Source organism: Armatimonadota bacterium (genome assembly GCA_031081585.1).
Lineage (GTDB): Bacteria > Sysuimicrobiota > Sysuimicrobiia > Sysuimicrobiales > Humicultoraceae > Geohabitans > Geohabitans tengchongensis.
On the sequence record JAVHLY010000001.1, the window covers coordinates 200,181 to 211,976 of the forward strand.

Annotated in this window: 13 protein-coding genes; 11 read left to right on the forward strand and 2 right to left on the reverse strand. The window is 73.4% G+C overall.

Annotated features, from left to right (window positions below; translation table 11 throughout):
* A partial coding sequence (locus RB146_00905) for a hypothetical protein (protein MDQ7827540.1) occupies nucleotides 1-482 on the reverse strand: 482 nt, incomplete at its 3' end.
* A 150-nt stretch (nucleotides 483-632) separates the two neighbouring features.
* Between RB146_00905 and RB146_00910 the strand changes: the two genes are divergently transcribed.
* From RB146_00910 to RB146_00935, 6 genes are all read left to right on the forward strand, one after another.
* On the forward strand, nucleotides 633-1,175 hold the full coding sequence (locus RB146_00910; GenBank protein MDQ7827541.1) for a hypothetical protein: 543 nt from the start codon (nucleotides 633-635) through the stop codon (nucleotides 1,173-1,175).
* Between the two features lie 140 nt (nucleotides 1,176-1,315).
* A complete protein-coding gene (locus tag RB146_00915; GenBank protein ID MDQ7827542.1) occupies nucleotides 1,316-2,257 on the forward strand; it encodes a GntR family transcriptional regulator in 942 nt (313 codons plus the stop codon).
* Complete coding sequence (locus tag RB146_00920) at nucleotides 2,254-3,432, forward strand: D-alanine--D-alanine ligase (GenBank protein MDQ7827543.1); 1,179 nt, start codon at nucleotides 2,254-2,256, stop codon at nucleotides 3,430-3,432. The genes RB146_00915 and RB146_00920 overlap by 4 nt, the downstream gene beginning before the upstream one ends.
* Nucleotides 3,429-4,427, forward strand: a complete 999-nt coding sequence (gene pdxA, locus RB146_00925) for a 4-hydroxythreonine-4-phosphate dehydrogenase PdxA (protein ID MDQ7827544.1) — start codon at nucleotides 3,429-3,431, stop codon at nucleotides 4,425-4,427. The genes RB146_00920 and pdxA overlap by 4 nt, the downstream gene beginning before the upstream one ends.
* Before the next feature lie 14 nt (nucleotides 4,428-4,441).
* Nucleotides 4,442-5,416, forward strand: a complete 975-nt coding sequence (gene dapF, locus RB146_00930; GenBank protein ID MDQ7827545.1) for a diaminopimelate epimerase — start codon at nucleotides 4,442-4,444, stop codon at nucleotides 5,414-5,416.
* Complete coding sequence (locus tag RB146_00935; protein ID MDQ7827546.1) at nucleotides 5,413-5,913, forward strand: DinB family protein; 501 nt, start codon at nucleotides 5,413-5,415, stop codon at nucleotides 5,911-5,913. The genes dapF and RB146_00935 overlap by 4 nt, the downstream gene beginning before the upstream one ends.
* A 51-nt stretch (nucleotides 5,914-5,964) precedes the next feature.
* Here the strand turns inward: RB146_00935 and RB146_00940 are convergent, their stop codons facing one another.
* Entirely contained in the window at nucleotides 5,965-6,297 is a 333-nt protein-coding gene (locus tag RB146_00940) for an iron-sulfur cluster assembly protein (GenBank protein MDQ7827547.1), read from the reverse strand.
* A 90-nt stretch (nucleotides 6,298-6,387) separates the two neighbouring features.
* Between RB146_00940 and RB146_00945 the strand changes: the two genes are divergently transcribed.
* The 5 genes from RB146_00945 to RB146_00965 form a co-directional block, all read left to right on the forward strand.
* Complete coding sequence (locus RB146_00945; protein MDQ7827548.1) at nucleotides 6,388-7,128, forward strand: FadR/GntR family transcriptional regulator; 741 nt, start codon at nucleotides 6,388-6,390, stop codon at nucleotides 7,126-7,128.
* A gap of 31 nt (nucleotides 7,129-7,159) precedes the next feature.
* The gene (locus RB146_00950; GenBank protein MDQ7827549.1) at nucleotides 7,160-8,413 is read left to right on the forward strand and encodes a 4Fe-4S dicluster-binding protein; all 1,254 of its coding nucleotides are present in this window, start codon (nucleotides 7,160-7,162) and stop codon (nucleotides 8,411-8,413) included.
* A gap of 1 nt (nucleotide 8,414) precedes the next feature.
* Complete coding sequence (locus tag RB146_00955) at nucleotides 8,415-9,650, forward strand: pyruvate ferredoxin oxidoreductase (GenBank protein MDQ7827550.1); 1,236 nt, start codon at nucleotides 8,415-8,417, stop codon at nucleotides 9,648-9,650.
* Nucleotides 9,651-9,664: 14 nt separating this feature from the next.
* Nucleotides 9,665-10,690 carry a thiamine pyrophosphate-dependent enzyme gene (locus tag RB146_00960; GenBank protein MDQ7827551.1) on the forward strand — a complete coding sequence of 342 codons (1,026 nt, stop codon included), beginning with the start codon at nucleotides 9,665-9,667 and terminating at the stop codon, nucleotides 10,688-10,690.
* Between the two features lie 116 nt (nucleotides 10,691-10,806).
* Nucleotides 10,807-11,796: tripartite tricarboxylate transporter substrate binding protein (locus RB146_00965; GenBank protein MDQ7827552.1), on the forward strand; the 990-nt coding region annotated here is incomplete at its 3' end.

Here is an 11,796-nt window from a genome sequence, read left to right on the forward strand (position 1 = left end):
GCCACAAACCGCAGGGTGGTCTCGGCCCGCAGGTCCCCGGAGGTGCGCCGGCGGGTGAAGTACCGGGCGGCGGCGCCGAGGGATGGTCCCTGCACCATGTCCGCGCCGCGGTCATTCTGTTCCAGCAGTCGGCGCCGGAAGTCGTCGCGGGCCGCCCGGGCGTCCGCGTACAGGAGCGCGGTCGCCTCCAGGCGCTGCGGGGTGGAGGCAGCCACGCGGACCAGCGTCTGCACGACGTAGAAGCGCAGGCCCGGAGCGCGGTCGCCGACGCCCACGTTGAACTGCGGGAAGTCCGGCCACCACGCGGGACCGCCCGCCAGTTCCTGCAGCGTCCGCCAGTCCACCGCCGCCAGGAGGTCGTCCGGTGTCAGTGCGGCCGCTGTGGACGCCGCGGGAGGCTGAGCCGTGGCGGCGCCGGCCAGCGCGACGATGACGAGGATGCTGGGGACGAGCGTGAGCGTTCCGCGGCGTGAGAGGGACATGGCGAACCTCCGAGCACAGGCCTGGTGTGGCTCGGGCAGCGGTGCACAGTCCTGTTGACCCAAGTCACCAGAAGGGTGTGCCCAACTCGTCGCAGGTCAGTCTCCCCTGCGACCCTGCCTGGGCTGGCGTCCGCCACCGCCGGGGGAGCGATGCCCGGGAGCGGCACCTGGGGGAAGGCCGGCGCGGGGGAAGCGAGCGGCGTCGGGTGGAAACCCTCCGGCGTGCCGGAGATCCTGGCAGCAGCGTCCCTCGATCCGGAGCCGTACGTGGTCGTCGCGGTGCCCAGGCTGCTCGAGGCCAGCCTGCGCCTGGCCGTGGCCGGGCTGCACCAGCCCTGGTTCCTGGAGGTGGAAGAGGGAGAGGCGCGCCTCACGGTCCGCGCCGGGGAGTGGGCGCTCGTGGCGTCGCGCTTCCCGGGGGCCGCGACCGCCGGACCCTACCGCCTCCTCTCCTTCCCGGCCACGGCCCCAGCCGCGGGGACGGCGGAGAGCCCCGCCACAGGGCCGGCGGAGGGCCATGGCAGCGCCCGTGACCTGGCCCGCCGGCTGCAGCAGCAGGGCGTGGCGGTGCGCCTCCTCACCTCCTTCTTCCGGGACCACCTCCTGCTCCCCGCCGAGGCCCTGAGCGTGCTCGCTGCAGACGAGGCCGGCATCCCGCGGGCAGGAGGGGAGGGTGCCGGCGGCGAACCCTGACCCGGAGGGATTGTCCTAGAAAAGATATGTCAATTCAACTGGCCGCCGCCGCACCGCCTTCTGCCCCGCCCCACCGCCGCCGTCCGGCCCGGTCCACACGCCCGGGGCATCCTCGGCCCGAAGTGCGCTCCGGGCTTGCCGTGCGGCCCGGCGTTCGGGCGCCGGGCGAGCAGCTGGCGGCGGAGATCCGCCACCGCATCCTCCTGGGGCGCCTGCGGCCCGGCGACCGCCTCCCGCCGGTGCGCCAGCTGGCCGCCTTCCTGCGGGTGAACCGCAACACCGTCGCCCAGGTCTACCGGCGCCTCGCCGCCCAGGGTTACCTCCGCACCGACGGCCGCCGGGGGACGTTCGTCCGCCGGGCCTCACCCCTCACCCCCGAGGTGGTGGCGTTGGTGGACCGGCTGGCGCGGGCGGCGGCGCGGGCGGGCCTGACCCCTGCCGAGCTGCAGAGCCTGGTGACGGTGCGGGTCTCGTCGAGCGTGGGGAGTGCACGGTCGCTGCGGCCCTCGTCGCGCCTGGCCGCGCGGGTGGGCTTCGTCGAGTGCAACCCGGTGGACCTGGCCTACTTCCGGCGCCTGCTGGAGGCGCAGGTGGGCGGCGGCATCCGCCCCGTCCCGCTGGCGGAGCTGCCGCGCGCCGCGCGCGGGTGCGCGGTGCTGGTGACCACCTTCTTCCACCTGGAGGAGGTGCAGCGGCGCGTCCCGGACCGTCCGGTGCTGGGGCTGGCGGCGTTGCCGGACTTCGCCACCCTGGCCGAGGTGGCACGCCTGCCGCGACGGGCCCGCGTGGCCCTGGTGTGTGCGACGCGCGAAGGGGCGGAGGGCAAGGCCCGCTCCCTGCGCGCCGTCGGGTTGCGCCACCCGCGCCTGCGCACCGCCACGCTCGCCGACCCGCCCGACCGCCTGGCCGCCTGCCTGCGGGATGCCGACGTGCTGCTGGCCGCGCCGCGGGTGCTGGAGCGCCTGCGCACGGAGCTCCCCCTGCCCCGCCGCCTGCGGGTCATCCCCTTCGCCAGCGTGCTGAGCGAAGGGTCGCTGGCCGCGCTCCGGGCGCAGCTGACGGCGCTGGGAGCGGCGCCGTGAACGCGCGCGGGCGGGGGGCGCACCGGGGCCGGGCAGGGCGCCTGCGCGTGGCCGTCCTCATGGGCGGCCCCTCGCCCGAGCGGGAGATCTCGCTCGCCACCGGACGGCAGATCCTGGCCGCGCTCGACCCTGCCCGCTACGAGGCGGTGGCGGTCGAGGTCCTGCGCGACGGCCGGTGGACGCTGGCGCCGGGGGCGGGGGATCCGCCGCAGCTCTCGCCGCCCGCCGCGCCGCCCGAAAGCGTCGAGGCGCCCGCAGGCGCAGTGCCCGGCGCGGGAGGCGCATCCGCGGATGCGGGCGGACCGGCGCGAAGCCTGGCGCGTCGGGGTCCGCTCGGCATCGACCGGGTGATGGACCGCGGCGGCGTGGACGTGGTGATCCTGGCCATGCACGGCCCCTACGGCGAGGACGGCACGGTGCAGGGGCTGCTGGAACTGCTCGGCGTCCCCTACACGGGATCGGGGGTGCTCGCCAGCGCCCTGGCCATGGACAAGCTGCGCAGCCGCCAGCTCTTCGGCTTCAACGACATCCCCGTGCCGGCCTACCTGGTGGCCGAGCGCGGACACGTGGCGGACCTGGAGGGCCTGGCGGCGCAGGTGGCCACGGTGCTCGGCTACCCCTGCGTGGTGAAGCCCAACGCGCTGGGCAGCAGCATCGGGGTGAGCATCGTGCGCGACCCCGGGCACCTGCGCCCCGCCCTGGAGGCGGCGTGGCGGTACGATGCCGTGGCCCTCGTCGAGGAGTTCATCGCCGGTACCGAGGTGACGTGCGCCGTCCTCGACGACCCGGTGTCGGGCGCCCCGCAGGCGCTGCCGCTCATCGAGATCGTCCCGCGGCGGGAGTTCTTCGACTACGAGGCCAAGTACACCCCGGGGGCGAGCGAGGAGATCTGCCCGGCCCGCTTGCCGCCGGCCCTGACGGCGCGGGCCGAGGAGGTGGCCCTGCGCGCCTACCGCGTCCTGGGCTGCCGCGACCTGGCCCGGGTGGACATGTTCGTGCGGGGCGAGCAGGTCATCGTGCTGGAGGTGAACACCATCCCCGGGATGACCGCCACGAGCCTTTTCCCCCAGGCGGCGCAGGTCGCGGGCATCGCCTTCCCCGCGTTGCTCGACCGCCTGGTGGCGCTGGCGCTGCGCCGCCGCACCGTGCCCGCATCCGCCGGGGCCGTCCCGTGAGCGCCTCCACCCCGCCGCTGCCGCGCGTGGCCGTGACCCTGGGCGATCCCGCCGGCATCGGCCCCGAGATCGTCCTGCGCGCGGTGGCCGACCCCCGGGTGCAGTCGCGCGTGGTCGCCGTGGTCGTGGGCGACGCCCGGGTGCTGCAGCGGGCCGCCCAGGTCACCGGCGTGCATGTGCCGTTCGCGGAAGACGGGCCGGTCCGCCTGATCGACCTGGCCAACGTCGACCACCGGCTGCAGTGGGGGCGGGTGCAGGCCTCGGCGGGGGCGGCGGCGGGGCAGTTCGTCGAGCGCGCCGTGCAGGAGGCGCTGGCCCGCCGCGTCGACGCGCTGGCCACGGCCCCGATCAACAAGGAAGCGCTGTGGCGCGCGGGCTACCGCTATCCCGGCCACACCGAGATGCTCGGCGCGCTCACCGGGCGTCCCGACCCGCTGACGATGTTCCTGGTGCGCGTGCCCGGCGGGGAGAGGCGGGTGCTACGCATCTTCTTCCTCACGCGACACCTCGCGCTGCGCGAGGCCCTCGACCGGATCACGCGGGAGCGGATCGAGGCGATCCTGCCCCGCATGGACGCGGCGCTGCGCCGGATCGGGGTGGCGGCGCCGCGCCTGGCCGTGGCCGCCCTCAACCCGCACGCCGGGGAAGGCGGAGCGCTGGGGCGGGAAGAACAGGAGCAGATCGCGCCGGCGGTGGAGGCGGCGCGGCAGCGCGGGGTGCAGGTGGAGGGCCCCATCCCCGCGGACGCCGTCTTCGCCCAGGCCGCCGAGGGGCGGTACGACGCCGTCCTGGCCCTGTACCATGACCAGGGGCACATCGCCGCCAAGACCCTCGACTTCCACGGCACCGTGAGCGTGACCCTCGGCCTGCCCTTCATCCGCACCTCGGTGGACCACGGCACGGCCTTCGACATCGCCGGGCGAGGCGTCGCGCGCGCCGAGAGCATGATCGCCGCCATCCTGGCCGCCGGGGAGCTGGCCCGGGTGGCCGCGTGAGGAGGGTCGCACCGATGACCGTCAGCCCCGGCCCGCGAGGGGGGCGCATCCGCCTGCGCGGGACGCTCGACTGGTTCATCAAAGGGCACGGGCTGGGCAACGACTACCTGGTCGTCGACCCCGCCGCCCTCACCTTCCCGCTGACGCCGCCGGCGGTGCGGGCGATCTGCGACCGGCACACCGGGGTGGGCAGCGACGGGATCCTCGCCCTCGGCCCTTCGACCGCCGCCGACGTGGGGGTGCGCATCTTCAACCCCGACGGCAGCGAGGCGGAGAAGAGCGGCAACGGCCTGCGCATCCTGGCGCGGGTGCTCTACGACCATGGCTTCGTGCGCCGCCGGGCCTTCACCGTCGAAACCGCGGGCGGGGTGGCCCGCGCCCTGCTGGAGGGGCGGGCGGGCGCGGTCGAGGCGATCGCGGTGGACGTCGGCCGCGTGACCTTCGACAGCACGGCCGTGCCGGTGACGGGTCCGCCTCGCGAGGTCGTGGACGAGCCGCTGCCGGTCGAGGGCGAGCCCGAGCCGGTCCGCGTGACCGCCCTCTCGGTGGGCAACCCCCACTGCGTCGTCTTCGTGCCCGCCCTCGACCCCGCGGTGCTCCACCGGCTGGGGCCGCGCCTGGAGACCCACCCGGCCTTCCCCCGGCGCACGAACGTGCAGCTCGTCCAGGTGGTGGCGCGCGACCGGCTGGCCATTCTCATCTGGGAGCGCGGCGTGGGCCCCACCCAGGCCTCGGGGACGAGCGCCTGTGCGGCCGCCGCCGCGGCGGTGCGGGGAGGCCTGACCGACCGGCACGTCACCGTGGCGATGCCCGGGGGAGACCTCCAGGTGACGGTCGCTGAGGACTGGGCCCTGCAGTTGCGTGGGCCGGCCGAGGAGGTGTGCGTGGGGCGCTTCACCGGCGGGCTGCTGGCCCGGTTGCGTGGGGAGGCGACACGGGAAGGGGCCGCGGTGGGCGGCGGCGTGCGGCGCGGGGAGGCCGTGTCGTGACCGCCCCGGATGCGCCGTTCGCTGGGTGGCTGGAGGCGTGGACGGAGACGCGCCGCCTCACCTACGACCTGCTAGCCGCCCTCCCCTATGCCGTGATGAACTTCTCCCCGCACCCCGACTTCGGGACCTTCATCCGCCAGATCCGGCACGTCGGGGACGTGCAGCGCGCGTTCGTCGTCGGGCTGGCCTCGGGCCAGATGCCGTCCTGGCGCGGCCCGCGGAGCCGGGAGCTGGAGCGTTCCCGCGAGGAGGTGGCGGCCTACCTGCGCCGGCTCGACGCGGAGCTCACCGAGACCCTCCGCACGGCCGGAGGGAGCGGCGTGCGCGAGGTGCGGTGGGACGGGGAGGTCGTGACCGTGGCGCGTCACCTCGACCGCCTGCTGGCGCACGAAGTGCTGCACCAGGGGCTGTGGATCTTCTACGCCCACATCGCCGACCTGCCGCTGCCGACGAGCTGGACGCAGCGCTGGCCCGGGCTGGCAGCACCGAGCACCTGACCGGTCGGCTGCGGCCGCCGCGCCCGACCGGGTGGGCCGGAGCGGATCCGGTCAGACGGGGTAGCCGAGCGCCCGCAGCGTCTCGCGGCCTTCGGGGGTCAGGCGCGCGGGGGTCCACGGCGGGCTCCAGACGAAGTCGACACGCACCTGCCTGGCGCCCACGGCCTGGAGGCGGTTCTCGATCTCCCGCGCGATCGTCGGGCCGATGGGGCAGCCGAGCGCCGTCAGCGTCATGCGGATGGCCACGTCGTTACCCGCGAGCGCCACGTCGTAGACGAGCCCCAGGTCCCAGATGTTCACCGGGATTTCCGGATCGTAGACCGTCTGCAGGACCTGGATCACCTGCTCCCTGGTGAGGGTCTCCCCCATCGCCTCGCTTGACATGCCGCTCCCTCCCGTGCGACGATCGCGATGGTCGGTCGTCAGACCATTAGACCTTTCTGGAGCCTCCAGGTCAAGAAGGTAGCGGAGCCGATGGAGACCGTCCTCACCCCGCCCACCTTCCGTCCCGTCCGGCGCCAGCGTGTCTTCCAGGAGGTGGCCGCCCAGCTCCGGCAGCAGATCGCCGAAGGACGCTTCCGCCCGGGCGACCGGCTCCCCTCCGAGCGCGAGCTGGCCGAGGCCTTCGGCGTCAGCCGGGCCTCGGTGCGCGATGCCATCCGGGTGCTCGAGCTGGCCGGCCTGGTCGAGCCGCGGCAGGGCGAGGGGACGGTCGTGCGCGAGCTCACCCTCGACGCCTTGGTCTCTCCGCTGGCCGCGGTGCTGGCCCACGAGGGTCACTACCTGCCAGCCCTCCTGGACGCCCGGACCATCATCGAGCCGCCGGTGGCCTACCGGGCCGCCCGGCATGCCAGCGACGAGGACATCGCGGCGCTGGAGGAGATCCTCGCCCGTCAGGCCGCCCGCGTGGCGGCCGGCGAGCTGGCCATCGACGAGGACACCGCCTTCCACTACCGACTGGGCGTGGCGGCGGGGAACCCCGTCCTGTTGAGGCTGGTGGACGTGCTCATGGACCTGCTGCACGAGAGCCGGGTGCGGTCGCTGGGCGTCCCCGGGCGGCCGGAGCGGTCGCTGGCGGGCCACCGGCGCATCCTGGCCGCCGTCCGCGCGCACGATCCCGAGGGGGCCAGCGCGGCGATGCGCCAGCACCTGGAGGAGATCGGCGAGATGCTGGCCGCGGCCCGGCCGGAGCGGGCGGGGCGCAGCCGGGGCTGAGGGGACCGAGCCGGAGAGCGGGAGGCGGGGCATGGCTACCTACGCGGTCGAGGTCGTCTACCGGGGGATCTTCCAGAAGACCCTGGCCAAGAACATCACCCGCGGCATCGTGCTGGCCGCGGTGCAGGAGGGCAAGACCGGGATCGCCTTCGGGCGGTACGGGGACAGCCCCGAGCGAAACGGCATCCCGGCCAAGAACTTCGCCATCGTCGCCGACGACGCGGAGGAGCTCGAGGCCAGCATGGCCCAGTACGAGCCCAAGGCGGTGGACATCACCATCGCCGTGGACGACACGCTCTGCAAGGGCGTGGAGTCGTGGGCCTGGTACGGGCTGCAGCCCATCAACCGGCTGACCAAGCCGGGCGGCTACGTCGTCGTCACCACCATGCTCCCCTTCGAGGAGCTGCTCACGATGACGCACGCCAAGGGCGACCCCTACCACCTGGCCGTGGTGCGCGGGCTGCCGTCGTTTTCGGGACTGTGGGTCTACAAAGACGACCACACCGACGTGCGCATGCTGGGCGCCATCGCCCGGCTCAAACCGGAACTGCTCTCCCTGGCGGCGGTGGAGGCGGCCATCCGCGAGGAGTGGGGGGACGAGCTGAAGGTCCTCTCCGCCCGCCGGGCGCACGAGCGGGTCGAGACACTGCTCGTCCCGCCGGGAACCGGGAACCCGGAGACCCCCTACGAGTTCGAGCTGCCCAGGTGGTGGGAGCTGCGGGAGGGGCTGACCATCCCAGCCATCCGGACCGCTGACGGGGCGGCGGGGGAGGCGTTGGTCGACCCGGCCACGGGCACGGCCGGCGGGTGGCGGCCGGCGCGCAACCCGTACTTCAAGAAGTTCACCACCCGCACCATGCGCCCGGTGGTGGACTTCGACACCTGCGTGAAGTGCACGCTGTGCTGGCTGCAGTGCCCCGACTCCTGCTTCGACGTCACCCCCGACGGCTTCTACGACGCCAACCTGGAGGCGTGCTGCGGCTGCGGCGTGTGCGAGGCGGTCTGCCCGGTGGCCAACTGCATCACCATGGTCAACGAGGCCGCCTTCACCGACCACCGCAGCCAGTGGGAGATGTGGAAGGCCGACCCGGCCGCCTACAAGGTGTGGGTGCAGGAGAAAATCCGGCACCGCCCGGAGCGCTCCCACGGCTTCCGCTACCGCGGCCAGTACCAGGAGCAGATCCAGGCCATGGTGGCATCCGGCGTGCCGGCCGGCCCGGGCCAGGAGGCGCTGACCGAGCAGGTGGCGCACGACACCGTCGAGCCGAGCGCGGGAGGGAACTGAGATGGCCAGGGTGGTGGAGCCCCGGGTCGCCCCGGGGGTGGAGGAGCAGGAGCGCGAGGAGCTCATCAGCGGCAGCGAGGCCATCGCCGTGGCCTGCAAGCTGGCCGACGTCGACGTCATCACCGCCTACCCCATCCGCCCCTACGACACGGTGATGCAGTACGTGGCCAAGCTGGTGGCCAACGGCCAGCTCGACTGCGAGTACATCGTCGCGGAGAGCGAGCACTCCCAGTTCGAGATCGTCAAGCACGCCTCCGCCGCCGGCGCGCGAGTCTTCTGCGGCAGCAGCGGGGTGGGCTGGATGTACGCCTTCGAGGCCCTCACCGTCACCCCGGCGCTGCGCATCCCCATGGTGGCCATGGTGGGCAACCGGGCCCTCGACGACCCGGGCGCCTTCGGCGTCGAGCACAACGACGCGCTGGCCGTGCGTGACCTGGGGTGGATGCTGGTCTGGGTGGACACGGCCCAGGAGGCCCTGGACACCGCTCTCATCGCCTACCGGGTGGCCGAGGACCGCCGCGTCTTCCTCCCCTGCGCCATCGCCTGCGACGGGGCCTTCCTCACCCACTCCCAGGCCATCGTGAAGGTCCCCCCGCAGGCGTGGGTGGACCGCTTCCTCCCGCCCTACGACCGCGGCGACCTGCTCCTCCACCCCGACAACCCTATCACCGTGGCCCCGCAGGTGAACGAGGACTGGCTGATGGAGCTGCGCAAGCAGAACGACGAAGCGATGAAGCGGGCGCGCACGGTGATCGCCGAGGCCTACCGGGAGTTCGAGGCCATCTTCGGGCGGGCCTACGGCAACCCGTTCTTCGAGGAGTACCAGACCGCGGATGCCGACGTCGTCCTGGTGGGCATGGGCACCCTCTCCATGCCGGTGAAGGTGGCCATCCGCCGGCTGCGGCAGGAGGGGCACCGGGTCGGGCTGGTGCGGCTGCGCTGGTTCCGCCCCTTCCCCACCGAGGAGCTGCAGGCGACCCTCAGCCGCTTCCGGGCCGTGGGCGTGATCGACCGCGACTACGCCTTCGGGTCCCCCTACACCAGCGGGGTGGTGGCCAACGAGGTGCGGGCGGCGCTCTACGACGCGCCGCAGCGCCCGCCCGTCGTCGGGTTCATCTCCGGACTGGGCGGCCGCGAGGTCACCGTGCCCGACGTCTACCGCATGGTGGCCCTGCTGGAGCAGGCGGCGGCGGGGACGCGCGTCGCCCCCACGCACTGGATCGGGATCCGCGAGTAGAGGAGGGAGGAGACATGGCCGACGCCGTCCAGACGGTGCCGACGCCGACGCTGGAGCCCATCAAGGGCGTCAAGAAGGTCCCGCTGGAGGAGTACTTCACCTCCGGCCACCGGACCTGCCAGGGGTGTGAGTCGGCCCTGGTGATGAAGCTCATGGTCAAGGCCGCCGGGCCGCGCACCATCGTGCTGGGGAGCACGGGGTGTATGTACGTGGCCAACACCACCTACTACAGCACCTCCTGGGTGGTCCCCTGGATGCACACCCAGCTCGGCAGCAGCGGCTCGGCCGGGCTGGGGACGGCGGCGGCGCTGCGGGTCCTCATGCGCAAGGGCAAGCTCAAGCTCGAGCCGATCAACGTCATCGCCTTCTGCGGCGACGGCGGCGGGGCGGACATGGGACTGTCGGCCATCTCCGCCGCCTTGACCCACACCGACTACAACTTCCTCATCCTCCTCTACGACAACGAGTCCTACGCCAACACCGACATCCAGCTCTCCGGGCTGACCCCCTACGGGGCCCACACCACCTTCAGCCCGCCGGGGAAGATGAAGCGCATCCTGCACCACCGCTGGAAGAAGAACGTGGCCGGGATGCTGGCCGCTGGCCATCCGGAGTGCCGCTACGTGGCCACCGTCTGCGCCTCCTACGCCGTGGACATGATGAACAAGGTCCGCCGGGCGCTCAGCATCGGCGGCCCCACCTTCATCCACTCCCTGGACCCCTGCCCCAAGGGGTGGGACTACGACCCGATGCTCTCCCACGAGCTGGGGGAGCTGGCCGTGAACACGGGGATCTGGCCGCTCTACGAGGTGGAGGACCACAGGCTCAAGCTGTACGGCCGCACCCGGGCCATCGCCGAGAAGCGGGCCCGGCGGCTGCCCGTGCGCGACTACCTGCTCAAGCAGGGGCGCTTCGCCCACTTCACCGACGACGACATCGACTACTTCCAGGCGAAGGTGGACGAGATGTGGGAGCGGTGGATCATCCCCGGCGTCATCCCCTTCGCCAGCGACATCGTGAACGACCGGCCGCCCCAGTGACGGGCGGCCGGTCGGCGCGAAGGGGGTGAGGCCCGTCGGGAGACCGTGATCTGACCGCGCACCGGGGCACGCGCAGACTCTCGTCAGGGGGGGTGAAACCCGTGCGCCAGGAGGACGTGCGGATCGGAACCGTGACGCTCCTCGTCCTCGGCCTGCTCGTGGCATTACCGGTGACCGCCGCGCCGGCGTGGGCACCGCGCCGGCCCATCGAGTGGACCATCCCCGCCGGGACCGGCGGGGGCGCCGACCAGCAGGCGCGCTTCATGGCGCCGCTGATCGAGAAGTACCGCCTCTCCCCGCAGCCCTTCATCCCCGTGAACCGCCCGGCCGGGGCGGGGGCGCAGGCCTTCCTCTGGATGGTGGACAAGGCCGGGGACCCGCACACCATCCTCATCACCCTGGACAACCTCTTCGCCACCCCCATCGCCCAGGTGATCCGCAACCGGGACGGGTCCCGCTTCACCTGGCGCTCGCTCACGCCCATCGCCCGCCTCCTGCTCGACAACTTCGTCCTCACCGTGCACCACGACGCGCCCTGGAAGACGGTGGCGGAGTTCGAGCGGGCGGCCAAGGCGGCCCCGCGCGGCAGCATCAAGATGGCCGGCACGGGGTCGAAGCAGGAGGACGAGATCATCATGGTGATGCTCGAGCAGGCCTGGGGCGTCGACTTCACCTACGTCCCCTTCCCCGGCGGCGGGGCGGTGGCGGCGGCGCTCGTGGGCAAGCAGGTCGACTTCACCGTGAACAACCCCCTGGAGATGGTGGGGCACTGGGAGGCCGGGCGGGTGCGCCCGCTGGCCATCTTCGCCAGCGAGCGCGTGCCCGTCGCCCGCTGGCGGGAGATCCCCACCATGCGCGAGCTGGGCTTCCCCATCGAGTACCAGATGCTGCGCGGCATCTTCGGGACGCAGAACATGCCGGCCGAGGCGGTGGCCTTCTACCAGGAGGTCTTCCGCCGGCTGATGGACACGGAAGAGATGGCCGACTTCATCGAGCGGGGGGCCTTCCTGGCTGGAGAGCAAGGACCGCACCGTCCGCGAGCTGATGGTCAAGGGCGGCCTGGCCACCGGCAGCTGAGGCGTGCCGCGGGGCGGGCCCGTGCGCCC